The sequence below is a fragment of the Metabacillus flavus genome, from assembly GCF_018283675.1.
Lineage (GTDB): Bacteria > Bacillota > Bacilli > Bacillales > Bacillaceae > Metabacillus_B > Metabacillus_B flavus.
Genome location: NZ_JAGVRK010000001.1, coordinates 2,769,478 through 2,794,450, shown reverse-complemented (window position 1 = coordinate 2,794,450; position 24,973 = coordinate 2,769,478). Strand labels below are relative to the sequence as shown.

The 24,973-nt window shown below is 44.4% G+C and carries 24 protein-coding genes, 1 tRNA gene, 1 riboswitch and 1 other annotated feature; of the genes, 24 read left to right on the top strand and 1 reads right to left on the bottom strand.

Features of this window, described 5'->3' with window-relative positions; genetic code table 11:
• The first annotated feature begins 1 nt into the window (after position 1).
• The 10 genes from J9317_RS14330 to J9317_RS14285 all read left to right on the top strand — a co-directional run bounded on the left by J9317_RS14330 (position 2) and on the right by J9317_RS14285 (position 10,719).
• The gene (locus tag J9317_RS14330) at positions 2–406 is read left to right on the top strand and encodes a DUF350 domain-containing protein (RefSeq protein WP_211559702.1); all 405 of its coding nucleotides are present in this window, start codon (positions 2–4) and stop codon (positions 404–406) included.
• Between the two features lie 229 nt (positions 407–635).
• A complete protein-coding gene (locus tag J9317_RS14325) occupies positions 636–1,136 on the top strand; it encodes a DinB family protein (RefSeq protein ID WP_211559700.1) in 501 nt (166 codons plus the stop codon).
• A 130-nt stretch (positions 1,137–1,266) separates the two neighbouring features.
• Entirely contained in the window at positions 1,267–2,955 is a 1,689-nt protein-coding gene (locus J9317_RS14320; protein ID WP_211559698.1) for an AMP-binding protein, read from the top strand.
• 137 nt (positions 2,956–3,092) lie between these two features.
• Positions 3,093–3,680: a fatty acid metabolism transcriptional regulator FadR gene (gene fadR, locus J9317_RS14315; protein WP_211559696.1), complete on the top strand. Its 588-nt coding sequence runs from the start codon at positions 3,093–3,095 to the stop codon at positions 3,678–3,680.
• A 22-nt stretch (positions 3,681–3,702) separates the two neighbouring features.
• The gene (locus J9317_RS14310) at positions 3,703–4,476 is read left to right on the top strand and encodes an enoyl-CoA hydratase (RefSeq protein WP_211559694.1); all 774 of its coding nucleotides are present in this window, start codon (positions 3,703–3,705) and stop codon (positions 4,474–4,476) included.
• Between the two features lie 83 nt (positions 4,477–4,559).
• Positions 4,560–5,333: an electron transfer flavoprotein subunit beta/FixA family protein gene (locus J9317_RS14305; RefSeq protein ID WP_211559692.1), complete on the top strand. Its 774-nt coding sequence runs from the start codon at positions 4,560–4,562 to the stop codon at positions 5,331–5,333.
• A 67-nt stretch (positions 5,334–5,400) separates the two neighbouring features.
• Complete coding sequence (locus J9317_RS14300) at positions 5,401–6,378, top strand: electron transfer flavoprotein subunit alpha/FixB family protein (RefSeq protein WP_211559690.1); 978 nt, start codon at positions 5,401–5,403, stop codon at positions 6,376–6,378.
• 360 nt (positions 6,379–6,738) lie between these two features.
• Positions 6,739–7,053, top strand: a complete 315-nt coding sequence (gene trxA / locus J9317_RS14295; protein WP_035410850.1) for a thioredoxin — start codon at positions 6,739–6,741, stop codon at positions 7,051–7,053.
• Between the two features lie 303 nt (positions 7,054–7,356).
• Complete coding sequence (gene uvrC / locus J9317_RS14290) at positions 7,357–9,129, top strand: excinuclease ABC subunit UvrC (RefSeq protein ID WP_211559688.1); 1,773 nt, start codon at positions 7,357–7,359, stop codon at positions 9,127–9,129.
• Between the two features lie 65 nt (positions 9,130–9,194).
• A riboswitch (Lysine riboswitch) is annotated at positions 9,195–9,370 on the top strand.
• A gap of 116 nt (positions 9,371–9,486) precedes the next feature.
• Positions 9,487–10,719, top strand: coding sequence for an aspartate kinase (locus tag J9317_RS14285; RefSeq protein WP_211559686.1), 1,233 nt, complete (start codon positions 9,487–9,489; stop codon positions 10,717–10,719).
• A gap of 39 nt (positions 10,720–10,758) precedes the next feature.
• On the opposite strand, the gene J9317_RS14280 is transcribed toward J9317_RS14285, so the two are convergent.
• Positions 10,759–11,205, bottom strand: coding sequence for a YslB family protein (locus tag J9317_RS14280; protein ID WP_431190708.1), 447 nt, complete (start codon positions 11,203–11,205; stop codon positions 10,759–10,761).
• A 585-nt stretch (positions 11,206–11,790) separates the two neighbouring features.
• Between J9317_RS14280 and J9317_RS14275 the strand changes: the two genes are divergently transcribed.
• The 14 genes from J9317_RS14275 to ilvN all read left to right on the top strand — a co-directional run bounded on the left by J9317_RS14275 (position 11,791) and on the right by ilvN (position 24,964).
• On the top strand, positions 11,791–12,399 hold the full coding sequence (locus tag J9317_RS14275) for a succinate dehydrogenase cytochrome b558 subunit (RefSeq protein ID WP_211559682.1): 609 nt from the start codon (positions 11,791–11,793) through the stop codon (positions 12,397–12,399).
• A gap of 31 nt (positions 12,400–12,430) precedes the next feature.
• The gene (sdhA, locus tag J9317_RS14270; protein WP_211559680.1) at positions 12,431–14,194 is read left to right on the top strand and encodes a succinate dehydrogenase flavoprotein subunit; all 1,764 of its coding nucleotides are present in this window, start codon (positions 12,431–12,433) and stop codon (positions 14,192–14,194) included.
• Complete coding sequence (sdhB, locus tag J9317_RS14265; protein ID WP_211559678.1) at positions 14,191–14,952, top strand: succinate dehydrogenase iron-sulfur subunit; 762 nt, start codon at positions 14,191–14,193, stop codon at positions 14,950–14,952. Before sdhA ends, sdhB begins: the two co-directional genes overlap by 4 nt.
• 349 nt (positions 14,953–15,301) lie before the next feature.
• Entirely contained in the window at positions 15,302–15,526 is a 225-nt protein-coding gene (gerE, locus tag J9317_RS14260; RefSeq protein ID WP_035410829.1) for a spore germination transcription factor GerE, read from the top strand.
• A gap of 149 nt (positions 15,527–15,675) precedes the next feature.
• The gene (locus J9317_RS14255; protein ID WP_211559676.1) at positions 15,676–16,122 is read left to right on the top strand and encodes a MarR family winged helix-turn-helix transcriptional regulator; all 447 of its coding nucleotides are present in this window, start codon (positions 15,676–15,678) and stop codon (positions 16,120–16,122) included.
• 9 nt (positions 16,123–16,131) lie between these two features.
• A complete protein-coding gene (gene racE, locus J9317_RS14250; protein ID WP_211559674.1) occupies positions 16,132–16,947 on the top strand; it encodes a glutamate racemase in 816 nt (271 codons plus the stop codon).
• A gap of 261 nt (positions 16,948–17,208) precedes the next feature.
• A complete protein-coding gene (locus J9317_RS14245) occupies positions 17,209–18,285 on the top strand; it encodes a GerMN domain-containing protein (protein WP_211559672.1) in 1,077 nt (358 codons plus the stop codon).
• A 116-nt stretch (positions 18,286–18,401) separates the two neighbouring features.
• Positions 18,402–19,160: a ribonuclease PH gene (rph, locus tag J9317_RS14240; protein WP_211559670.1), complete on the top strand. Its 759-nt coding sequence runs from the start codon at positions 18,402–18,404 to the stop codon at positions 19,158–19,160.
• Positions 19,161–19,164: 4 nt separating this feature from the next.
• Positions 19,165–19,758, top strand: a complete 594-nt coding sequence (locus J9317_RS14235; RefSeq protein ID WP_211559668.1) for an XTP/dITP diphosphatase — start codon at positions 19,165–19,167, stop codon at positions 19,756–19,758.
• A gap of 13 nt (positions 19,759–19,771) precedes the next feature.
• Complete coding sequence (locus J9317_RS14230; protein ID WP_211559666.1) at positions 19,772–20,284, top strand: metallophosphoesterase family protein; 513 nt, start codon at positions 19,772–19,774, stop codon at positions 20,282–20,284.
• 134 nt (positions 20,285–20,418) lie between these two features.
• Positions 20,419–20,492 (top strand) — tRNA-Arg (locus J9317_RS14225).
• A 958-nt stretch (positions 20,493–21,450) separates the two neighbouring features.
• Positions 21,451–22,356 (top strand): branched-chain-amino-acid transaminase, encoded by a 906-nt coding sequence (ilvE, locus tag J9317_RS14220; protein ID WP_211559664.1) that lies wholly within the window; start codon positions 21,451–21,453, stop codon positions 22,354–22,356.
• A gap of 17 nt (positions 22,357–22,373) precedes the next feature.
• Positions 22,374–22,615 (top strand) — a binding site (T-box leader).
• Between the two features lie 115 nt (positions 22,616–22,730).
• Positions 22,731–24,452 carry an acetolactate synthase large subunit gene (gene ilvB, locus J9317_RS14215; RefSeq protein ID WP_211559662.1) on the top strand — a complete coding sequence of 574 codons (1,722 nt, stop codon included), beginning with the start codon at positions 22,731–22,733 and terminating at the stop codon, positions 24,450–24,452.
• Positions 24,449–24,964: an acetolactate synthase small subunit gene (gene ilvN / locus J9317_RS14210; protein WP_211559660.1), complete on the top strand. Its 516-nt coding sequence runs from the start codon at positions 24,449–24,451 to the stop codon at positions 24,962–24,964. The genes ilvB and ilvN overlap by 4 nt, the downstream gene beginning before the upstream one ends.
• The last annotated feature ends 9 nt before the right edge of the window (positions 24,965–24,973 follow it).

The following is a 24,973-nucleotide window of genomic DNA, read 5'->3' as shown; positions in this document are numbered from 1 at the left end:
GATGAATCCTTTCTGGGAAAATGAACTGGTCCAGACTGCTGCCTATTACAGTGTTGTTGTTTTATGTATGGTCGTGTTCATGAGTATCTTTGAACTTGTAACCAAATATAAAAATTGGGATGAAATTCAAAAGGGAAACCTTGCAGTGGCCATGACAACCGGCGGCAAAATTTTCGGGATCGCCAATATCTTTCGTTTTTCCATTGAACAGCATAATTCGCTTTTTGAGATGATCGGCTGGGGTTGCTACGGCTTCTTCCTCATGCTGCTCGGTTATTTTATTTATGAGTTTTTAACACCAAAATTCCGGATTGACGAAGAAATTGAAAAAGACAACCGTGCAGTAGGATTCATTTCAATGGTCATCTCAGTGGGGCTATCCTACGTCATTGGATCAAACATTTAAGGGGTATGAAATGGAGACTTTAGCAAAAGTGCTGCTGGCTGTCTGCGGATTGTTTTTGATAATTGGTTTGATTTATCTATTTTTTTGGACTTGATACGATTGAAAAAAGGATTCTCATACGAGAGTCCTTTTTTTGTCCCATCCATGGTCTTCAGGAGATGGAATGAAACAAACGAGTGTTCTATAATGGAGAGGAAGAGATCAATCAAAATGCAAGGAGGAGCAGAGAATGTATATAACCGTTGCAGATTTTATTTTTGAATGGAAAAAGGAAGCAGGATTAACCCAAAAGCTAATGGATCGTTTGACAGATGATTCATTGAAACAGCAAGTGTATCCAGAAGGGCGTACATTGGGAAGCATTGTCTGGCATTTCACGGTGAATATTCCAGATTATTTAGCCGAGTTCGGACTGGAGATTGACCGGATCGGAACTGAGGAAAGTGTGCCATCGTCTGCACAGGAAATAGCAGCGGCCTTCAAGGATGTAAGTGCTGAGGCAGCCAGAGTAATTCAGGGACAATGGAAGGATGAAACACTCAAACAAGTGCAGGAAGCCTTTGGAAGACAAGAATCAAATGCTTCGATTCTGATGGGGCTGATTAAACACATTGTTCATCATCGCGGACAAGCGACCGTTCTTATGCGCCAGGCGGGTTTAAAGCCGGCTTGGATTTATGGGCCTGCTAAGGAGGATTGGATTGAGATGGGCATTCAACCGCGGCTTTAAAACAGCCTATGCAAATTCTAGCCCCCTTACTTATGAAAGAGCAATTAGGTGGATCAGATAATTTATTCAAAAATCTGAATATACTGTTATAATAAAGCCGTAAGCCGAAAGTCATAAGGGGGTAATAGATATGGATTTAATCAGACCATGGCTCGATCAGTATCCCGCGGAAATTCCGCCGGCGTTAAGCTTTGAGCCCAAAACGCTTCAAACCTATTTAGAAGAAACGGCCGGGGAGTTTCCGGAAAAAAAGGCGATCAGTTTCCTTGGAAAAACACTCACTTACTCCGTTTTGCTGAATGAAGCCAAAAAATTAGCAGGATATCTTCAAGGTCTTGGGCTGAAAAAAGGCGACCGTGCAGCGATCATGCTGCCTAATTGTCCTCAGGGGGTCATTTCTTATTACGGTGTACTGATGGCAGGGGGAGTAGTCGTCTCCACGAATCCGCTCTATACGGAACGGGAAATCGAATACCAGCTGAACGATAGCGGGGCGGAATACATCATAACGCTGGATTTGCTTTTCCCGAGAGTGTCTAAAGTGAAAGCGTTAACAAAGTTAAAACATGTAATTGTTACAAAGATTCAAGACTACCTGCCATTTCCGAAAAATCTTTTGTATCCGATCGTTCAGCGCAAACAGACAAAAGTTAAGGTAGATGTTTCCCATGGTGGAACGACGCATTTATTTTCTAAGATTATAAAGGAATCTCAAGCTGTGTTCTCAAAGGTTGAAACGGATCCGGTTGAAGATATCGCGCTGCTGCAATATACAGGAGGAACCACCGGTTTCCCGAAAGGTGTTATGCTTACCCATAAAAATATAGCAGCGAATACCGTGATGTGCTCGGCCTGGATGTACAATTGCCGCCGCGGAGAAGAAAAGGTACTCGGGCTGCTTCCATTTTTCCACGTGTATGGAATGACGGCAGTTATGCACCTTTCCGTTACAGAGGGCTATAATATGATTCTCCTTCCGAAATTTGATGCAGGGGATACACTGAAAACCATTCATAAGGAAAAGCCTACATTGTTTCCAGGAGCACCTACCATCTATATTGCCCTGCTTAATCATCCTGATCTGAAAAAATACGATTTATCGTCTGTACAGAGCTGCATCAGCGGTTCGGCACCGCTCCCGGTAGAAATACAGGAAAGGTTCGAAAAGGAAACCGGAGGCAAGCTCGTGGAAGGATATGGCCTGTCAGAAGCATCCCCCGTTACCCATTCCAACTTTCTATGGGGCAGAAGGAAGAAAGGCAGTATCGGCGTACCCTGGCCGAATACTGACGCCATGATTTTATCCCAGGAAACAGGAAGCCAGGCCGAGCCCGGTGAAAAAGGGGAACTGATCGTCCGCGGTCCTCAGGTTATGAAGGGCTACTGGGGAAAACCGGAGGAAACAGAGGCTGTTTTGAAGGATGGATGGCTGTTTACAGGCGATATTGGGTATATGGATGAAGAAGGGTATTTCTATGTGGTAGACCGAAAGAAGGATATGATCATTGCAGGGGGGTACAATATTTATCCGCGTGAGGTTGAAGAAATTCTCTATGAATATGATAAAATACAGGAAGTGGTTGTCGCCGGGGTGCCTGATCCTTACAGGGGAGAAACCGTTAAGGCATATGTGGTCCCTAAGGAAGGCGTAAAGATTTCGGAGGAAGAACTGAATGTCTTTGCCCGACAGCATTTGGCAGCATATAAGGTTCCGAGAATTTACGAATTCAGAAGCGAGCTCCCTAAGACTGCCGTTGGAAAAATATTAAGAAGAGCACTTATTGATGAAGAAAAAGAAAAACTGAAAAACGCCAATTAACCCAGGCAGAGGGGGATTTCTCCGGCCAGGAAATTTCCCCTTTTAAAATAATGGATTTCGCTTGACACATCCTGGCTGATTTACTATGATGAAAATATGAATGATGATTCATTCATTTCATAAAGGAAGGTAGTCCAGTGAAACAAAACAAACCGAAATACAAACAAATTATTGATGCAGCAGTGATTGTCATTGCTGAGAATGGATATCATCAGGCACAGGTTTCAAAGATTGCCAAGCAAGCCGGTGTAGCAGATGGAACCATTTATTTATACTTCAAAAATAAAGAAGATATCCTCGTTTCATTGTTTCAGGAGAAAATGGGTCTCTTTATTGAAAAAATCGAAGGAGAAACCTCAGGAAGAACAAAAGCTGCAGAAAAGCTTTATGTTCTGATTGAAAAGCATTTTTCTCTTCTTTCGGAGGATCATCATCTCGCGATCGTTACCCAGCTTGAGCTGAGACAGTCCAATAAGGATCTAAGACTGAGAATTAATGAAGTGCTGAAAGGATACCTGAACGTATTGGATTCAATTATTCAAACAGGGATCGACACCGGCGAATTCAGGGAAGATCTGGACCTGCGGCTTGCAAGGCAAATGATTTTCGGTACAATTGATGAAATTGTAACCACATGGGTAATGAATGAAGAAAAGTATGACCTGATGGCTCTTGCCGGACAGGTTCATCATATGATTGTCCGAGGCTTTGGGAGCAATCAATAAACCATTTTCAGGAGGATGTCCAGTGGGATACTTAACCATTCAAAAAGAACAATTCGTCGCTTCGGTTAAAATTGATAATCCCCCTGCAAATGCCTTAGGTTCCTACGTCCTTGAGGAATTAGGGGGATTCATAGAAGAAGCCGAACATGATCCTTCCATCCGTGTTATTTTACTTTACGGAGAAGGAAAATTCTTTTCGGCGGGAGCCGATATTAAGGAGTTCACTACTGTGGAATCCGGTGCGGAATTTTCCAGGCTTGCAGCAAAGGGACAGCAGCTGTTTGAAAGAATAGAAAGCTTCAGCAAACCGGTTATTGCAGCCATTCATGGGGCTGCACTAGGTGGCGGCCTTGAACTTGCGATGTCCTGTCATATTCGTTTAGTGACAGAAAATGCAAAGCTTGGCCTGCCGGAGCTGCAGCTTGGGCTAGTGCCTGGTTTTGGCGGTACACAGCGTCTGCCGCGCTATGTCGGCCAGGCAAAAGCACTGGAAATGATGGCGACGAGCGAACCGATCAGCGGGGCAGAAGCAGCGAAGCTTGGACTTGCAAACAATGCGGTTCCGGATGAAATGCTCCTTCATGAAGCAAAACAGCTCGCTTTAAAAATTGCTTCTAAGAGTCCGAATACCATTAAAGCGGTTCTTGAGCTTCTAAGCTATAGAAAGTCAGCAGACTTCCACAGCGGAATTGAAAGAGAAGCTGTTCTTTTTGGAGAAGTTTTTGATAAACAGGATGCTAAAGAGGGAATACAGGCTTTTCTTGAGAAACGCACTCCTCAATTTAAAGGGGAATAGTTGGACGGGGGGAATTCCCCGGCTATATAATGGAAGCGTATACAACTAAAACGGAATGATATGCGAAACAGGGGGATGGAGAAATGAATATTTTTGTAATCATGAAGCGCACGTTTGATACGGAAGAGAAAATTTCCATCAGCAGCGGAAGAATTCAAGAGGATGGAGCCGAATTTATCATCAATCCTTATGATGAATATGCGATTGAAGAAGCCATTCAGATCAGGGATGCTGAAGGCGGAGAAGTGACAGTTGTCACAATCGGCGGCGAAGAAGCAGAAAAAGAATTGCGTACCGCTCTTGCAATGGGCTGCGATAAAGCTGTTTTAATCAATACGGAAGATGACCTTGAAAACGGCGATCAATTTACATCTGCAAAAATCCTTTCTGAGTTTTTGAAAGATAAAGAGGCAGACTTGATCCTTGGCGGAAACGTTGCGATTGACGGCGGATCTGGACAGGTTGGTCCCCGTCTTGCAGAGCTTCTGGATATTCCTTATGTCACGACGATCACAAAACTTGAAATCGAAGGCCGCAAAGCTACGGTTACAAGAGACGTTGAAGGAGATTCAGAAATCATCGAAACCTCTCTGCCGCTTCTTATCACCGCTCAGCAAGGACTGAATGAACCTCGCTATCCTTCACTGCCGGGAATCATGAAAGCGAAGAAAAAGCCGCTGGATGAGCTTGAACTCGATGACCTGGATTTGGAAGAAGACGATGTAGAGCCTAAAACAAAAACGATTGAAATTTATATGCCGGCCAAGAAGGAAGCGGGAAAAGTCCTTCAGGGAGAATTGGATGCACAGGTGAAAGAGCTTGTCAGCTTGTTAAGAAACGAAGCAAAAGTCATATAATTGCCGTATCAAACGCTTGATATTGATTAGCATGCTCGGGAATTCGGAGAAATAGGGGGAAATGACGATGGCAAGAAAAGTGCTTGTATTGGGAGAAGTTCGTGATCAATCATTGCGTAATGTTTCATTTGAGGCAATCGCAGCGGGTAAAGTTGTTTCAGAAGGCGGAGAAATCGTAGCCGTCTTAATTGGTGACCAAGTTTCAGCTCTTGCAGAAGAAATGATTCAATATGGAGCAGACCGTGTTGTAACCGTAGAAGATGAAAAGCTTGCTGCTTACACACCTGACGGGTACTCACAAGCTCTAATGACCGTTGTGGAGGAAGAAAAACCGGAAGGAATGGTGTTTGGCCATACAGCACTAGGGAAAGACTTATCACCTAAAATCGCTGCTAGACTAAACACTGGCTTAGTATCAGATGCTACAGGCGTAGAAGAAGCAGGGGGCAATATCGTCTTTACCCGTCCAATCTACTCTGGTAAAGCCTTCGAAAAAGTAATTGTAACAGAAGGAATCATTTTTGCTTCCATTCGTCCTAATAACATTGCACCGCTCGAAAAGGACGAATCCAGAAGCGGAGAGGTTCGTTCCGTTACGGCAGAAATTAAAGATTTGCGTACAATTGTGAAAGATGTAATCCGTAAAGCAACAGAAGGAGTAGACCTTTCCGAGGCAAAAGTGATTGTTGCTGGAGGAAGAGGCGTGAAAAGCACTGACGGGTTTAATCCTCTGAAAGAGCTTGCTGATGTTTTGGGCGGGGCGGTTGGAGCATCCCGCGGTGCATGTGATGCTGATTACTGTGATTACTCCCTTCAAATTGGGCAAACAGGAAAAGTGGTCACACCTGATCTGTACATCGCCTGCGGAATATCCGGAGCAATCCAGCATTTAGCGGGTATGTCCAACTCAAAGGTTATTGTCGCCATTAACAAAGATCCGGAAGCAAACATCTTTAAAGTGGCTGACTACGGCATCGTAGGAGACCTTTTCGAAGTCATTCCGATGCTGACGGAAGAGTTTAAGAAAATGAAAGTCCATTCATAATCATTGGCGTACGCAGCCGAAAAGCCCCCGGGATGATTCTGGGGGCTTTTTTAGGCAAATGACCCTATTCCTGTAATAGAATTGTTTTTAGAAAGCACTAATTAAAACGCAAACAGTTTTTACTAAAGGCTATGTATAAGAATGAAGTTGGTTTTTAACACCTGTTGATTGGAGCGAACGGCTGCAGCGGAAATCAACAGACTAGTTTAACCGAGCTTTACTAAAAAGAAACGCTAATTAGATTCTTGTGTTTTTCCATATTTAAATGGGAATAATGACATCGAAGCAAATTCTTAGCACACTCAAAGGTTAGGTGCTATACTAAGTGCATATTCTTTAAGATTTTAGGAGGAATACGAGATGGCTATTTCACACGTAACGGATCAAAACTTTTCTGCTGAAACTGGAGAAGGCGTCGTTCTTGCAGATTTCTGGGCACCTTGGTGCGGACCTTGCAAAATGATTGCCCCAGTACTTGAAGAACTGGATCAAGACATGGGTGACAAAGTAAAAATCGTCAAACTTGACGTTGATGAAAATCAAGAAACTGCTGGCAAATACGGCGTTATGAGCATTCCTACTCTTCTAGTTTTCAAAAACGGAGAGGTTGTAGACAAAGCGGTTGGCTACCAGCCGAAAGAAGCTCTAGCTGAATTGCTAAGCAAACACGCGTAATGAAAAATCAGCCCTCTTACAGGGCTGATTTTTTTTATATCTAAAATCGGCAGTCCGGAACAATAAAACGGCGCGGATGGATAGAATAAATCGAGCGGCCAGATCCGATGGGAGATTGGGCAGGAAACCCGGATCAACGGCCAAAATTCAGATATGAACGGCTAAATAACCATGGTGGACGGACAGAATATATCGAACGGCCGATAAAACGGAGCGAATGGACAGTTTGTGGAAGGCTATTCTTAGTAATTTTCGTGCATTTATCGTAAAATAAAAGGCAAATGACTGGATGGAAGTGGTTAGATGAAAGATAAAATCAGAGAAAAATTAGCCATCCTTCCCGATCAGCCAGGCTGCTATTTAATGAAAGACAGGCAGGGAACCATTATTTATGTCGGCAAAGCGAAGGTATTGAAAAACCGCGTCCGATCTTACTTCAGCGGTTCTCATGATGGGAAGACGCAAAGGCTTGTAAATGAAATTGAGGATTTTGAATACATCGTAACGTCCTCGAATATAGAAGCGCTGATTCTGGAAATGAATTTAATTAAAAAATACGATCCTAAATATAATGTGATGCTGAAGGATGATAAATCCTTTCCTTTTATAAAAATTACGGGAGAACGGCACCCGCGTCTGATTGTAACGAGGAAAATTAAAAAGGATAAGGGGAAATACTTCGGTCCGTATCCGAATGTGCAGGCTGCGAGGGAAACGAAAAAGCTGCTTGACCGGCTGTATCCGCTCCGGAAATGCAACAGTATGCCTGACCGTGTTTGTCTTTACTATCATATGGGGCAGTGTCTGGCACCATGCGTCTATGACGTTACCGCTGAGACGAACCGGAAAATGGTCGATGACATCAGCCGTTTTCTGAATGGCGGCTACAAAGAGATCAAAACGGATTTAACTGATAAAATGTATAAAGCATCTGAGTCGATGGATTTTGAAAGGGCGAAGGAATACAGAGATCAAATTGTGCATATTGAAGCTACGATGGAGAAGCAAAAGATGTCCATGACAGACTTTGTTGACAGGGATGTATTTGCGTATGCCTATGACAAAGGCTGGATGTGTGTACAGGTATTTTTTGTCCGCCAGGGGAAACTGATCGAACGCGATGTTTCCATGTTTCCGATTTATAATGAACCGGATGAAGAATTTTTGACATTCCTTGGACAATTTTATCAGCAGAGCAGTCATTTTCTGCCGAAAGAAATCATGATTCCCGACAGCGCAGATGCATCTTTGGCAGAGCAGCTTCTGGATATCCGCGCTCTTCAGCCAAAGCGGGGGGCGAAGAAGGATTTACTGTTGCTCGCCCACAAGAATGCCAAGATCGCTCTGGGGGAAAAATTTTCTCTTATTGAGCGAGATGAAGAGCGGACGATCAAGGCGATTGAAAATTTAGGGGAGAAGCTCGGGATTGCTGTCCCAATCCGGATTGAAGCATTTGATAACTCCAACATCCAAGGCTCTGATCCTGTTTCTGCGATGATAGTTTTTATCGATGGAAAACCGGCGAAAAAGGAGTACAGGAAATATAAAATCCGCACCGTAACGGGTCCGGATGATTATGAGTCGATGAGAGAGGTAGTAAGGAGAAGATATTCCCGAGCATTAAAAGAAAACCTGCCGCTGCCGGATCTCATCGTGATTGATGGGGGTAAAGGGCAGATTTCTGCTGCGAGGGATGTGCTTGAAAATGAACTGGCGCTGGAAATTCCGGTTGCCGGTCTTGTGAAGGATGATAAGCATCGCACGTCCAATCTAATGCTTGGAGATCCTCTTGAACTGATTCAGCTTGAACGGAATTCACAGGAGTTTTACCTGCTTCAGCGGATCCAGGATGAGGTTCACCGATTTGCGATTACCTTTCACCGGCAAGTCCGCGGGAAAAACGCCATTCAGTCAATATTGGATGAAATTCCGGGAATTGGGGAAAAGCGGAGGAAGATGCTGCTCAAGCATTTTGGATCCGTTAAGAAAATGAAGGAAGCTACTGTTGATCAGATTAAAGAAGCGGGAGTTCCATATGCAACCGCAGAGCTGATCTATGAAAAATTAAAAGAATAAGCTTGTGCTTTCCGGAAACCTTTGCTACAATACAAACTAATTTAATACGGTCGTTTAGTTCGTTAAATGACGATAGAGGTGCGAACTTCAACAGTAAGCATAAACAGGAAAATGGATTCCGTTTACTTATGCTGAAAGGGGAGCGTCGCCGAAGAAGAAAGGGTGCCATTGCTGTTTCTTCTGGTTTTGCATTGAATAAATGCAGGGCTGTCAAGATTAATCTTGGAGAGCTATCTCATTGTATGAGCGAAGAACTTTTTCGTTTATGCAAGCAATGAGATTTCTGTCTCATTGCTTTTTATTTTGGCCTCTAAAGTTTGAACTTGCGATTTACTTTGACCAAAGGAGCGATAACGCGTGGGACTGATCGTGCAAAAATTCGGCGGAACATCCGTGGGATCTGTTGAGAGAATTTTGAATGTTGCAAACAGGGTGATTCAGGAAAAGGAGAACGGTCATGACATCGTTGTAGTTGTGTCGGCAATGGGAAAAACAACCGATCAGCTTCTTTCGCTGGCAGGAGAAATTACGTCGAAGCCAAGCAAGAGAGAAATGGATATGCTGCTGACTACAGGCGAGCAAGTCACGATTTCGCTTTTAACGATGGCTCTCCAGGAAAGAGGATATGATGCGGTTTCCTATACAGGCGGACAGGCGGGCATTTTGACCGAATCACGTCATGGGAATGCCAGAATTACGAATATAGAGGATGAACGGATTTCAAATGATCTCGCCCACGGAAGAATCGTAGTGGCTGCCGGCTTCCAGGGGAAGGATGAAAACGGAGAAATCACAACGCTCGGGCGCGGGGGATCGGATACAACTGCAGTCGCACTAGCTGCAGCACTTAAAGCCGACAAATGCGATATCTATACAGATGTAACCGGTGTGTACACGACGGATCCGCGCTACATTCAGGGAGCACGGAAGCTTGCCGGGATTTCGTATGATGAGATGCTGGAGCTTGCTAATCTTGGGGCTGGAGTTCTTCATCCGAGAGCAGTTGAATTTGCTAAAAATTATCAAGTCGCTTTAGAAGTGCGTTCCAGTATGCACGATGAGCGAGGAACGCTAATTGAGGAGGAAAGTACGTTGGAAGAAAATTTAATTGTTAAAGGAATTGCATTTGAAGATCAGGTTACGAGAGTTTCCGTGTGCGGTCTTCCGAATGACTTAAGTACGCTTTCCACTATTTTCACTACGCTAGCAGAGCATGGCGTGAATGTCGATATCATTATTCAGAGTCTGACAGATAAAGAGAATGCGTCGATCTCATTCTCCGTCAAAACAAACGATCTTGAAGAAACGATTGAAGTGCTTGAAACACATAAAGGCAAATTGAAATTTAAAAAAATTGAGTCTGAAAAGGGGCTATCGAAAGTTTCCATTGTCGGCTCTGGAATGGTTTCCAATCCCGGCGTGGCAGCCGGAATGTTTTCTGTCCTTGCAAAAGAAGGCATTCAGGTGAAAATGGTCAGTACTTCTGAAATTAAAGTTTCTACTGTAGTGGAGCAGGAGGATATGGTCCGTGCAGTAGAAGCATTGCACGAAGCATTCGAGCTGTCCGGTCAAAAAGCTCCCGTAAGATAAATGAAAAAACAGGCACCCTAGGGTTTGCCTGTTTTTTGCTTACTCAGCAATCATGTCTTTTTTATCCCATTTTACAGTCAAAATTACTTTTCCGGCGCGGCGTTTCACTTGCTCATAGCTTTCAGCAGCATGCTTTCCGATTGTTTGCACCTGTTCTGCAATAAATCCCGCTTCCAGCTGAAAGGATGGCTCCTTCTGCGATTGGAAGCGAAGCTGGATGATATCTGATGCCAATTCAAATTCCATTTCACCCTGTTTCTTATGTACGAGCGATAACGTTCCCCAGCCTGCAAGTGTAAAGAACTGAGGAAGTTCTTCTACAGCTTCCAGCGGGTAATGCCTGGCAAGTTTTCTGCCAGCCCAATACATCATGGACTGATAGTCCTGTCCGAGGATTTCGGGAAGCAGTATTTCCCGGAGCAGCTCATGGCCAAAAGCAGGGATGCTCAGTTCCTCAAATGCACCGGCCTCTACCTGTTTACGGATACTTTTCATATTCTTACCCCTCTTTCTATGCCCATTATATATCAAGAGAGGGGGGGATTAACATGAAATAAAAGGAAGATTGGCAGAGCAGGTCGTTTGAATAAAGAGTTATAGATCATAAGCTTGGAAACACTCATGTTTATGAACTTTTTAAATTTGGATGACAATTTGAAAACAGCTTGAACCGGAAAGTATGTATACATATTTATTAATATATTTCAATATATTAATAAAATTAATTTTGTAAAAATCAATAACAATTCCGAAAATTATAATTTATGAACACGTTTTCTTGACGCTATATAATGTTAGGAGTAAAATGAATTTGTCACATTTTATCAGTTATTCGTAAGGAGGAACAGCGGTTAGTCAAAAGTTTCCAGCGGCTGAATGCCGGATTGAAAGTCTTGCTCCCTGATCTTGCAGATGAGGGAAAACGACAGCGGTTTTGGGAAATATTTTGGATTGAAATGCTATTTTAATAGCTTGCCAGTGACTAATCCTCTCGTGTTCCAGACTGAAAAATGGGGATAGGAGAAACCCGATAAAAACTAGAACGAACTTTGATTAGGGGGTAAAGGATTTATGGCTGGAAATAAGGAGTTTGCGCTGCGCAGACTGCACTCGCTGCTGGGGGTTATTCCTGTAGGAATCTTCCTGATTCAGCATCTTGTGGTTAACAACTTTGCTACTAGGGGAGAACAAGCATTTAATGATGCTGCTCATTTTATGGAGAGCCTTCCATTCAGGATTGTGCTTGAGACGGTAATCATTTTCCTGCCGCTATTATTCCATGCTATTTATGGTGTTTATATTGCTTTTACGGCAAAAAACAATGCTTCCCGCTACGGCTACTTCAGGAACTGGATGTTTGTTCTGCAGCGTGTAACCGGCGTCATTACATTTGTATTCGTAAGCTGGCATGTTTGGGAAACCAGAATTGCCGCAGCATTTGGTGCATCAGTTAACTTTTCAATGATGGAAAATATTTTAAGCAACCCGCTGATGGTCGCTTTTTATGTAATTGGTGTTGTTTCAACCGTTTTCCATTTTGCAAACGGGCTATGGTCTTTCTGTGTTACTTGGGGTATTACGGTTACTCCGCGTTCCCAGCTTATTTCTACGTATGTAACACTTGCTGTATTCGCGGCCTTAGCTTATGTAGGTGTCAGTTCAATTTTTGCTTTTGTTTAAAGAGGAGACGTCAATCAAGGGAGTGGGCTAGATGAACAACAATCGTGTAATTATCGTCGGCGGCGGATTAGCCGGCCTGATGGCTACTATAAAGGCTGCCGAAAAGGGAGTCAGTGTTGACTTGTTTTCTTTGGTTCCTGTTAAGCGTTCACACTCTGTGTGCGCGCAGGGCGGAATCAATGGAGCGGTAAACACAAAAGGGGAAGGGGATTCTCCTTGGGAACATTTCGATGATACCGTTTACGGAGGAGATTTCCTTGCAAACCAGCCTCCTGTAAAAGCAATGTGCGAGGCAGCGCCTTCCATCATTCACTTGCTTGACCGTATGGGCGTTATGTTTAACCGTACGCCTGAAGGACTATTGGATTTCCGCCGCTTCGGAGGAACACAGCATCACCGGACAGCGTTTGCGGGTGCAACAACGGGACAGCAGCTTTTATATGCACTTGATGAACAAGTGCGCCGCTATGAAGTGGCAGGGCTCGTCAGAAAATTCGAAGGCTGGGAATTTCTTGGGGTTGTTCTGGATGATGACCGCGTATGCCGCGGGATCACAGCTCAGAATCTTTCTTCCATGGAAATCAAATCCTTCCGCTCGGACGCCGTCATCATGGCAACCGGCGGGCCTGGCATCGTATTCGGAAAATCAACAAACTCGGTCATTAATACTGGCTCTGCGGCATCCATCGTGTATCAGCAGGGTGCTTACTACTCCAATGCAGAATTTATACAAATTCACCCGACTGCCATCCCAGGTGACGATAAACTGCGCCTGATGAGTGAATCGGCACGCGGTGAAGGCGGCCGTGTCTGGACATATAAAGACGGGAAGCCATGGTATTTCCTTGAAGAGAAATATCCTGCTTATGGAAACCTTGTGCCAAGGGATATCGCCACAAGGGAAATCTTTGACGTCTGCGTCAATCAGAAGCTTGGAATTAATGGGGAAAACATGGTTTATCTCGATCTTTCCCATAAAGATCCTAAAGAGCTTGATATCAAGCTTGGCGGAATCATTGAAATCTATGAAAAATTCATGGGTGACGATCCGCGTAAAGTACCAATGAAAATCTTCCCTGCCGTTCACTATTCCATGGGCGGACTATGGGTTGACTATGATCAGATGACGAATATTCCTGGATTGTTTGCAGCAGGTGAGTGTGATTACTCTATGCATGGAGCAAACCGCCTCGGAGCGAACTCCCTTCTTTCTGCCATTTATGGCGGTATGGTAGCCGGTCCAAGTGCTGCAAGATATGCACAGGGTCTCGATACATTTGCTGAGGACATGCCGGCAAGCGTATTTGAAAGGCATGAAAAAGAAGAGCAGGCGAAATGGGAAGGAATCATGAGCATGGACGGAAATGAAAATGCTTATGTACTTCACAGAGAGCTTGGCGAGTGGATGACCGCAAATGCGACTGTTGTACGCTATAACGATAAACTTATGCAAACAGACGAGAAGATACAGGAATTGATGCAGCGCTATGACCGCATCAATATTAACGATACAGCAAAATGGAGCAATCAGGGGGCAGCTTTCACACGCCAGCTGAAAAACATGCTCAATCTTTCCCGTACGATTGTACTCGGAGCATATAACCGTAATGAAAGCCGCGGAGCTCATTACAAACCTGATTTCCCGGAACGCAATGATGAAGACTTCCTGAAAACCACGATGGCTAAATTCACAGGCGATCATGAAGCGCCTGCTTTGCACTACGAAGAAGTGGATACGTCCTTGATCGCACCTAGGAAAAGGGACTATTCCAAGAAGAAAGGAGCAAAAGCATGAGTGAGAAAAAGATCATTCGATTCGTGATTTCGCGCCAGGATTCTCCTGAAGCGGCTCCATATGATGAAGAATTCGAGCTTGAATATCGTCCGAATATGAATGTTATTTCAGCTCTAATGGAAATCAGGAGAAATCCTGTTAATGCAAAAGGGGAAAAAACAACTCCCATCACTTGGGATATGAACTGCCTCGAAGAAGTATGCGGTGCATGTTCAATGGTAATCAACGGCAAACCGCGCCAATCCTGTACAGCCCTTGTAGATCAGCTTGAACAGCCGATTCGCCTTGCACCGATGAAGACATTCCCGGTGGTCCGCGACCTTCAAGTTGACCGGAGCAGAATGTTTGATTCTCTTAAAAAAGTGAAAGCCTGGATTCCAATCGATGGAACGTATGACCTTGGCCCTGGGCCGCGTATGCCGGAGAAAAAGCGCCAGTGGGCATATGAATTATCTAAATGCATGACCTGCGGTGTTTGCTTGGAAGCCTGTCCGAATGTGAACAGCAAATCGAACTTCATCGGACCTGCTCCGCTTTCCCAAGTACGTCTGTTCAATGCTCATCCGACAGGAGAGATGAACAAATCAGAACGTCTCGACGCATTAATGGGAGACGGAGGTCTTCAGGACTGCGGAAACTCACAGAACTGTGTGCAATCCTGTCCGAAAGGCATTCCGCTTACAACATCCATTGCAGCGCTTAACAGAGATACCAATCTCCAGGCCTTCCGTAATTTCTTTGGAAGCGACCGGGCTTAATAAAAGGCTATGTTAAAGCAATGCTGATATTTTACATCTGTTGATTAGCGTGAGATGCCAGCGGGACAGGTGAGACCCCGCAGGCGCAAAGCTCAGGCTTGCCTAAGGATAAGCGAACACCTGCAGCGGAAATCAACAGACAAGTTTATCAGAGCTTAATAAAAAAGGAAACCGCCAATCTATAAAGCAAAAGATCGGCGGTTTTTTGTATGGAAAAAATGGACGCCCTAATCACTGCCCGAAATCTTCAATTCAGTCACCGCTATGCCTGAAAGCACATACTATATGGTGACTAATCGGATACCCACGTGCAAGCGCAGCTCTCACCTAGCAAGGAGGGTTACAATAATTGAAGGACAAAGAGTATCAATCTAAGCCATTACTCACGAAAAGAGAAAGAGAAGTTTTCGAATTATTGGTCCAGGATAAAACCACAAAAGAAATAGCAGGAGAGCTCTTTATCAGCGAAAAAACAGTTCGAAACCATATCTCGAATGCGATGCAAAAGCTTGGAGTCAAGGGGCGTTCACAAGCGGTTGTTGAGCTCCTTCGGATGGGTGAACTAGAGCTCTGATTAACTGCCGGCCGGCCTATACATAGGACCGCCGGTTTTTTCATGTCTGTCTTTAAGCGGGACTTGCATTTTTAAAGAAAAACGAGGAAAATAACAGAGGGAAACGGCTGATGAATCGTTTCTAATGCAAATGAGCGGGGTATGGCGTGATGAACGATAAACTATCTGAAAAAGGCCATGTAGCGGATATTGAAAAGGCGCTCAGGCGGATTTCAGGGAATATTAAACAAAAAGGCAGAGAAATACTGAATCAATATAAAATAACTCCACCGCAGTTTGTAGCACTTCAGTGGCTTCTCGATCATGGGGACATGACAGTTGGGGATCTTGCCGGCAGGATGTACTTAGCCTGCAGCACAACGACAGATCTGGTTGACAGAATGGAGAAAACAAATCTTGTCGTCCGTATAAGAGACGTAAAAGACAGACGGGTAGTCAGAGTTCATTTGCTTACAGAAGGGGAACGGATTATCGAAGCGGTGATTGAGAAAAGGCAGAAATATCTTGATCAGCTTCTGATTCATTTTAATCCATCGGAAAGGCTCACTTTTGAGCTTCTGCTGAATAAACTGCAACAGGAAATGAATGAAGAATGAGGCGATTTTTTGAATAGACCGATAGGAGTCATCGATTCAGGAATAGGCGGTCTGACAGTAGCAAAGGAAATGATGAGACAGCTGCCTAAAGAGGAATTGATTTATTTAGGCGACAGCCAGCGCTGCCCGTACGGCCCGCGTCCTGAATCTCAAGTATTGCAGTACACATGGGAAATGACGAATTATCTTTTGTCTGCCCATCATATTAAAATGCTGGTTATTGCGTGTAATACAGCGACGGCGATTGCTCTGGAAGATATTAAGAGCAAGGTGGATATCCCTGTAATAGGGGTTATTCAGCCGGGCGCCAGAACGGCGATCAAGCTTAAAAAGAACCAGCATATCGGAGTCATCGGCACAGTGAATACCATTCAAAGCGGTGCGTATGAAGAGGCGCTTAAAGCATTGAAAGAGACGGTAACGGTTGAAAGTCTTGCTTGCCCGGAATTTGTGCCTCTTGTAGAAAGCGGAAAGTTTGAAGGAGAGCTTGCGAAAGAAATCGTCAAACAATCTCTTCTGCCGCTAAAAAATCAATCGCTTGATTCGCTGATCCTTGGATGTACCCACTATCCGATTCTCAGACCGCTGATTGAAGATTTTATGGGACCAGCGGTAAAGGTGATATCGTCAGGCGATGAAACAGCTCGGGAAGTAAGTACCATTCTTTCCTATCATCAGGCTCTAAATGAAACAGACGGCAAAAAACATCATCAATTTTTCACAACAGGTCCGCGAGACCTTTTCCAATCCTTCGCATCTAATTGGTTCGGAGAGTCAATCGAAAGCGTACATTCCATCAATTTGGAAGAGGCGCTGCAATCCTGAAAAAGATCCCGTTTTGAATGGGATCTTTTTTGTGTTTAGTTGTGGATATGTATGACTGATCATCGTCCAGCTCCTAGCCCCTTGGGAACATAAGTTCCTTTTTCCTGCGCCGCAGTTCTGTATTGAGACAGGACGACACGCAGTTAGCAGAACTTCATTACTCCTGGGATTTTGTTCTGGACAAAATCTTCTGACAGGGCGGTATAAATCTATCGCAGGCTCGTATACATAGTAGTACAAACTGCCTCAGGAGGGATTATCATGCCTATAAGCAAAAAGTTAACAATTGCTGTTTCATCTATCGCTGTCACTTCCATTGTATTATCAGGATGCGGCTTATTCGGCGGTGGAGAGCAAGCGGTTAAAGAAGTGGATCCGCCGCAGGATGTCACGTATACAGATGGAAAAAATGCGCAGGAAAAGCCGGCAAATACGGAAAAAGCGGGGGAGCAAAAGGCTCAGACTGTATCGAGGGATATCTACTTAATTGATAAAAATGGCATGGTCGTTTCCCAGGCACTGCCTCTCCCTAAACAAGAAGGGGCAGCAAAACAAGTCCTGACATACCTTGTGGATGGCGGGCCGGTTAGCAATATGCTTCCTGATGGGTTCCGTGCTGTGCTGCCGGCAGATACGGAAGTGCTCGGCGTTACCATTAAAGATGGAACGGCAACTGCAGATTTTTCTAAGGAATTCGCCAACTATAAGCGGGAGGATGAGCGGAAAATCCTTCAGTCCGTCACATGGACGCTGACCCAATTTGAATCGGTGAAAAAAGTGAAAATTTGGGTGAATGGCCATCCGCTCAATGAAATGCCCGTCAACGGAACCCCGATTTCCGAAGATATGGGAAGAGCTGACGGAATAAACCTGGATACCTCTGATGTGACAGATATTACAAATACCCATCCTGTGACCGTCTATTTCCTTGGACAAAATGATAATGGAACATACTATGTTCCAGTCACTAGACGGGTAGATAATAAAGAGAAGGATCCGATTGCCGCAGCAGTTGGAGAGCTGTTAAAAGGTCCATCCAGTTCAAGCGGGCTTCTAGATGAGTTCCAGGGCCATGTGAAGCTTAATTCGGCGCCAAAATACGAAAATGGAAAAGTGACGCTCGACTTTAACAAGTCCATTTATGGCAGCTATGACGAAAAGAAAAAAGTCATTTCTGAGAAAGTGCTCAATTCACTTGTGCTGACTTTAACGGAGCAGCAGGGTGTGGAGACCGTTGCCCTGACAGTTGACGGAAAGGCCGACCTTCAAAATGAAAAAGGGCAAAAACTGGCGAAACCTGTTGCCCGTCCGGCAAATGTGAACACTGGTAGTTTTTAAACTCCGATTTTTGATATACTATAAAAGGAAAGCAAAGAGGCATGCTTGTTATGGAGCTGCCTCTTATTTATTGAGGGGCGGACGTTTGGCCCGTTAATTTGACGGAGGTTTGGTCGATGAGAAACGATGGAAGAAGCAGAAATCAGCTTAGACCGGTTGAAATGGTTACGGAGTTTATCACACATCCTGAAGGATCTGTGCTGATTACGGTAGGAAATACAAAGGTGATTTGCAATGCAAGTATTGAAGACAGAGTTCCTCCTTTTATGAGGGGGCAAGGCAAGGGCTGGATTACCGCTGAGTATTCTATGCTTCCAAGAGCTACTGAGCAAAGAACGATCAGAGAATCTTCAAAAGGGAAAATATCAGGAAGAACGATGGAAATTCAGCGTTTAATTGGACGGGCTTTAAGAGCAGTAGTTGACTTGAACAAGCTTGGAGAGCGGACGATCTGGATTGACTGTGATGTTATTCAAGCGGATGGCGGAACGAGAACGGCCTCTATTACTGGTGCATTTACGGCAATGACGATTGCGCTGGGCAAACTTGTGGATAAAAACGTTCTGGCGGAATTGCCGATTACTGATTTTCTCGCCGCAACCTCTGTAGGTATTGACTCAGAGCTGGGTGAGATACTTGATTTGAATTATATCGAGGATTCTTCTGCTGAAGTGGACATGAACGTTATCATGACTTCTAAAAATGAACTGGTTGAGCTTCAGGGGACAGGTGAAGAAGCAACTTTTTCCAGAAACCAGCTGAATCAATTATTAGATCTTGCAGAAGAGGGTATACATACATTAATTGAACATCAAAAGTCAGTTCTCGGTGATTGGGGATCTCATATTGTCAAAAATCTTGAGAAAGAGGGATGAACAAATGAGCCAAATCATTATTGCGACTCGAAATGAAGGGAAAGCAGCAGAATTTAAAACGCTGTTTGAACCAAAGGGACTGCAGGTTGCTTCCTTGAACGAACTGCCGGATCTTCCGGAAGTGGAAGAAACAGGCCATTCATTCGAAGAAAATGCGATATTAAAAGCAGAAACCATCTCCAAGCTGACAGGAAAACCTGTTATCGCAGACGATTCAGGACTATCCGTGGACTCTCTTGGAGGAGAGCCGGGTATTTACTCTGCCCGTTATGCCGGAGAAGGAAAAGATGATACGGCCAATATTGAAAAGGTTCTTGATAGCATGAAGGGTGTTGAAAAGGACCAGAGGACAGCGAGGTTCAGATGTGCGCTGGCTATTGCTGCACCCGGGAAAGAAACAAAAACGGTCGAAGGCTCTGTGGAAGGATACATCACTGAGGAGCCTGCAGGACTCAATGGGTTCGGCTATGATCCTATTTTCCTTGTTAAGGATAAAGGGGCCACAATGGCTCAGCTTCCGCCCGGGGAAAAAAATAAAATCAGCCACCGTGCCGTTGCGCTGAAAAAATTAGAGAAGCTGATTGGAGAGTATTTTTAACGGGGGGATTGCAATGAACGTTCTCATTATGAGCGACAGCCATGGATTTACAGATGAATTGGAAGAGATAACAGCACGTCATAAGGATGAAGTAGCTGCTGTTATTCATTGCGGAGACTCTGAACTTCAGGCTGACGATCCTGGCATCCGCTCTATGTGGATCGTCGGGGGAAACTGTGATTTTGATGGGAGGCTTCCGGATGAATTAGTGAAGGAAGCAGGACCTTACCGTTTTCTTATTGCTCATGGCCATTTGCATTCGGTAAAATCCACACTGAATAATTTAAAATATAAGGCGCAGGAAGCAGGAGCCTCGATTGTCTGCTTCGGACACACGCATATCGCAGGCTCCGAAATGAACGGCAATATTCTGTTCATTAATCCGGGCAGCGTTCGTCTCCCAAGAGTGCGTCCTGAAAGGTCTTATGCTATAATCACCTTGGATGGCAAGCAGGCCGATGTTCTGTTTTATGATTTTTCAGGAAATCCTATAAAAGAACTGGAAAAAACCTATACCTTTGCATAAAATATAAGAGGAGGAATTAATTCCTCCTTTTCCATAAAAAAGTTTAGAAAAGTTATTGACTTTATTATCGAAAGAAAATATAATAAATCTTGTCGCTGATACAAAAACAAAAAAACAACAAACAAATCCTACATGTCCCAGTAGCTCAGCTGGATAGAGCAACGCCCTTCTAAGGCGTCGGTCGGGAGTTCGAATCTCTCCTGGGACGTCCAAAGTCAACACAGTCAAAACTGTGCTTGCAGCAGAAAAGGGATACTAACGCAGATTAAATTACTGTGGCAGTATCTCTTTTTTTTATGCCTGAAATTCTCTGTGGAAAAATGCAAATAATTTTCCTGAATCTCAGAAAGCCAGAGGATATGAAGCTCACTGATGGCCCTAATTGACGTAAACACTGATAATTTTATAAGCGCTTAATGATTTTTAATTATGTTTTTCTTTTAAAAAGATCAAGTTCAAGCACGATGATAATTTTTAACACCTGTTGATTGGAGCGGAAGGCGAGAGACTCCTGCGGGAGCAGCGGGACAGGTGAGACCCCGCAGTCGCGAAGCGAAGAGGAGGCTCACCGCCCGCCCCGCGGAAAGCGAACGCCTGCAGCGGAAATCAACAGCTAAGTTTAACAGAGCATACTAAAAAAGTACGTTACATATTGCGACTTTGATATATATTGTGAACCCAAAAGATTTCTGGCTGAAAAGTGACAGCTCCGCCTGTAGCTCAGCTATATAATTATAGGGCGCAGGTTGAGAGTGCGAATCCAAAGTACGAATAAAAATCCCACTGAACAAATTTGTTCAGTGGAATTTTTATTTTGCTGCAAAAGTATTAACTTCTCTTCCCCCTGCCGATCCTTCCCCCTCAATAAAAATCCTGTCAAAAAACCCTGTCAGAAAAAAGTACATAAAAATTGCAAAAAAGCTTTTCCTATAATGGCGCGGATGTAAGCGTATACAAGTAGTTTAATTAATCTAAATTATCAGTCAATTCGGAAAAAGGGTGTTGACTCTAGTCTGGAACGGGCGTAAGATAGGTTCAAACATTCATTACACGGCAATGTTACAACTTAAAATCATCCATATAACAATAGTTATAGGATCTTTTTTTACAACTAATTATGTATTTGTTTAAAGCGTCTTATCATTAAAGGAAAGGTGTGACCAGGCATGAGTGATCAATGGATCTTCTTGAACGGTGAATTTGTACGGAAGGAAGATGCCAAGATTTCTGTATATGATCACGGGTTCTTGTACGGAGACGGCATTTTTGAAGGAATCAGGGTATACAACGGGAACATCTTCCGAATGAAGGAACATATGGACCGGCTATATGAGTCTGGAAAATCAATTTTACTCAATATGCCCTACAATCAGGAAGAATTAAGTGAACTAGTCATTAAAACGGTTGAAAAAAATGGATTAAGAGACGCCTACATCAGGCTGGTCGTTTCAAGAGGGGTCGGAGATCTTGGACTGGATCCTTATAAATGCCCGTCAGCAAATGTGGTCATCATAGTAGAACCGCTGGCCATTTTCCCGAAGCATCTTTACGATACTGGAATCGATATCGTAACGGTCCCTACAAGGAGGAACCGCCCAGATGTTCTCAGCCCGAAAGTGAAGTCACTGAACTACTTAAATAATATTCTCGTGAAAATTGAAGCGCATCTGGCAAACGTAAGCGAAGCACTTATGCTGAACGATCAGGGCTATGTTGCTGAAGGATCTGCCGATAATGTATTCATTTACAAAAACGGCAAGTTGCTTACCCCGCCGGGATACATTGGAGCATTAGAAGGAATTACGCGAAATGCGATTATCGATATCGCGAATGAACTGGGCTATAAAGTTTCGGAAGAGCCGTTTACCCGTCATGATGTTTATACAGCAGAGGAAGTGTTCCTGACAGGAACGGCTGCAGAAGTCATTGCTGTTGTTAAAGTGGATGGAAGGGTCATTGGAGACGGAGTCCCTGGAGAACACACCAATTATCTGCTTGAAAAGTTTAGAAGAAAAGTTATTGAAGAAGGCGAAAAAGTAAATCTGCCTGATGAAAACCTGCACGTAAGCTGAATATGAAAAATTCATAAAGCAAAACAAAGACGAGGATAAGTAGTTATCCGTATACGCCATCTACAGAGAGCCGGGTTGCTGGAAGCCGGCGGTGGCAAGGGTAATGAACTCACCTCGGAGTGCCTTTCTGAAATAAGTAGGAGGGGCCGGGTGCATCCGAAGCACTCGTTATTAAAATGAACATGATTGTTCCTGAGATGGCCTTAGAGCCATGAAAAAGGGTGGTACCGCGCAGAGTTCTAACCTCTTCGCCCCTTTGATCCGATAAACACGGGTCTTATGAGGGGTGGAGAGGTTTTTATATTGCTTTACAATGTTCCCGCTGCACAGAATTCAGGAATGAAACGCTTTTTGAAAGAAGAGGAGGCATAAAAATGAAACTGCAAGTAGAGATGGATGAGGCACAGCTCGAACGCCCGGTAAGGATGACCGGAGGAAGCATGCTGATTGAAGCGCTGAAAAGAGAAAAGGTCGAGGTGCTTTTCGGATATCCAGGGGGAGCTGTCCTTCCGCTTTACGACAAACTGTATGGGTCAGGGCTGTTCCATATTCTGACGAGACACGAGCAAGGTGCCATTCATGCGGCTGAAGGATACGCAAGAATTTCAGGAAAGCCGGGAGTTGTCATTGCCACCTCAGGGCCAGGAGCAACGAATCTCGTTACCGGACTTGCCGATGCGATGATCGATTCCCTTCCGCTAGTTGTTTTTACAGGGCAGGTAGCATCTACGGTTATCGGTTCCGATGCTTTTCAGGAAGCGGATGTACTGGGCATAACAATGCCAATTACCAAACACAGCGTTCAGGTCAGACATGTGGATGAACTGCCGATTGCCATCAAAGAAGCGTTTCATATTGCGGCAACAGGCAGACCTGGCCCGGTACTGATTGATATTCCTAAAGACATTGCAGTATCAGAAGGAGAATTTAAATACAACCAAGAGCTCGAATTGCCTGGCTATCAGCCTGTTACAGAACCGAATCATCTGCAAATCAGGAAACTTGTGGAGGCAGTCAGCCGGGCGAAGAAACCGGTCATCCTGGCAGGAGCGGGTGTTTTGCACGCTAAAGCGTCTGAAGATTTAAAAAATTATGCCGAACAGCAGGATATTCCGGTCGTTCATACACTTCTTGGCCTTGGAGGGTTCCCGGCTGACCATAGGCTGTTTCTCGGCATGGCGGGAATGCATGGAACCTATACGGCGAATATGGCGCTCTATGAATGCGATCTTCTCATCAATTTCGGGGCAAGGTTCGATGACCGGCTGACGGGGAATCTGGATGACTTCGCGAAGTATGCGACAGTTGCCCATGTGGATATTGATCCTGCTGAAGTCGGAAAAAATGTACCGGTACATATACCGGTTGTAGGAGACGCGAAACGGGTGCTGAAGGAACTCATTCATCAACACGGAAAGAAAGCAGAAGCATCGGAATGGCTCGCAAAACAGGATCAATCCAAAAAAGAATTCCCGCTCTGGTATGAGGAATCAAAGGATGTTATCAAGCCTCAAAAACTGCTGGAAATGGTTTATACGCACACCGAGGGGAACGCAATTGTCACGACCGATGTCGGACAGCATCAAATGTGGGCAGCGCAGTTTTATCCATTCAAAACAGCCGACAGCTGGGTGACGTCGGGAGGGCTTGGAACGATGGGATTCGGCCTGCCATCTGCAATCGGGGCACAGCTCGCTGATCGGAGCAGAAAAGTAGTTGCCGTTCTCGGAGACGGCGGATTTCAGATGACATTGCAGGAGCTTTCCGTTATATACGAACTTCAGCTTCCGATAAAAATTATTATCTTAAACAATGAATCTCTCGGAATGGTTAGGCAGTGGCAGGAAATTTTCTATGAGGAACGCTATTCCCATTCGAAATTCGTGTCGCAGCCCAACTTCAACAAACTTGCAGAAGCATACGGAATTAAGGGACTGACGATTACAAATATGGCGGAGGCTGAAGCTGAACTCAAGGATGCCCTCCATTCAGAAGAGCCGATGTTGATCAATGTCCTGGTTGAAAAAGAAGAGAATGTTTATCCGATGATTGCTCCAGGCAAAGGAATTCAACAAATGACAGGGGTGAAACCGTGAAAAGAATTATTACCATCACCGTGCTGAATCGGCCTGGCGTGCTGAACCGGATTACCGGACTTTTTACTAAACGCCTTTATAACATCGAAAGTATCACAGTTGGCCATACCGAGACTGAAGGGGTTTCAAGGATCACCTTTACGGTTGAGGTTGAAGATCATAAACAGGTTGAACAGCTCACAAAACAGCTGAACAAACAAATTCATGTTCTGAAAGTAACAGACATGACCAACCAGAATGTAGTGGCAAGAGAGCTGGCCCTAATAAAAGTGAACTCGCCAGCTGCAAGCAGACTGGAAATCTACGGAATTATTGAACCATTCAGGGCATCGGTCATTGATGTCGGGAAAGAAAGTCTCGTCATACAGGCCACGGGTGAACCGGGAAAAGTTGAAGCACTCATCGATTTGCTGAAACCATATGGAATTAAAGAGGTTGCCAGAACAGGCACCACCGCATTTACAAGGAGCAGCAAACGCAATACACCTGAAAAAGCAACGTTTATCGTCTAACAAAACCAA

Coding starts and splice junctions, on each gene's coding strand:
- J9317_RS14330 (WP_211559702.1), top strand. CDS start 2: ATGAATCCTTTCTGGGAAAATGAACTGGTCCAGACTGCTGCCTATTAC.
- J9317_RS14325 (WP_211559700.1), top strand. CDS start 636: ATGTATATAACCGTTGCAGATTTTATTTTTGAATGGAAAAAGGAAGCA.
- J9317_RS14320 (WP_211559698.1), top strand. CDS start 1,267: ATGGATTTAATCAGACCATGGCTCGATCAGTATCCCGCGGAAATTCCG.
- J9317_RS14305 (WP_211559692.1), top strand. CDS start 4,560: ATGAATATTTTTGTAATCATGAAGCGCACGTTTGATACGGAAGAGAAA.
- J9317_RS14300 (WP_211559690.1), top strand. CDS start 5,401: ATGGCAAGAAAAGTGCTTGTATTGGGAGAAGTTCGTGATCAATCATTG.
- trxA (WP_035410850.1), top strand. CDS start 6,739: ATGGCTATTTCACACGTAACGGATCAAAACTTTTCTGCTGAAACTGGA.
- uvrC (WP_211559688.1), top strand. CDS start 7,357: ATGAAAGATAAAATCAGAGAAAAATTAGCCATCCTTCCCGATCAGCCA.
- J9317_RS14275 (WP_211559682.1), top strand. CDS start 11,791: ATGGCTGGAAATAAGGAGTTTGCGCTGCGCAGACTGCACTCGCTGCTG.
- sdhA (WP_211559680.1), top strand. CDS start 12,431: ATGAACAACAATCGTGTAATTATCGTCGGCGGCGGATTAGCCGGCCTG.
- sdhB (WP_211559678.1), top strand. CDS start 14,191: ATGAGTGAGAAAAAGATCATTCGATTCGTGATTTCGCGCCAGGATTCT.
- J9317_RS14255 (WP_211559676.1), top strand. CDS start 15,676: ATGAACGATAAACTATCTGAAAAAGGCCATGTAGCGGATATTGAAAAG.
- J9317_RS14245 (WP_211559672.1), top strand. CDS start 17,209: ATGCCTATAAGCAAAAAGTTAACAATTGCTGTTTCATCTATCGCTGTC.
- rph (WP_211559670.1), top strand. CDS start 18,402: ATGAGAAACGATGGAAGAAGCAGAAATCAGCTTAGACCGGTTGAAATG.
- J9317_RS14235 (WP_211559668.1), top strand. CDS start 19,165: ATGAGCCAAATCATTATTGCGACTCGAAATGAAGGGAAAGCAGCAGAA.
- J9317_RS14230 (WP_211559666.1), top strand. CDS start 19,772: ATGAACGTTCTCATTATGAGCGACAGCCATGGATTTACAGATGAATTG.
- ilvE (WP_211559664.1), top strand. CDS start 21,451: ATGAGTGATCAATGGATCTTCTTGAACGGTGAATTTGTACGGAAGGAA.
- ilvB (WP_211559662.1), top strand. CDS start 22,731: ATGAAACTGCAAGTAGAGATGGATGAGGCACAGCTCGAACGCCCGGTA.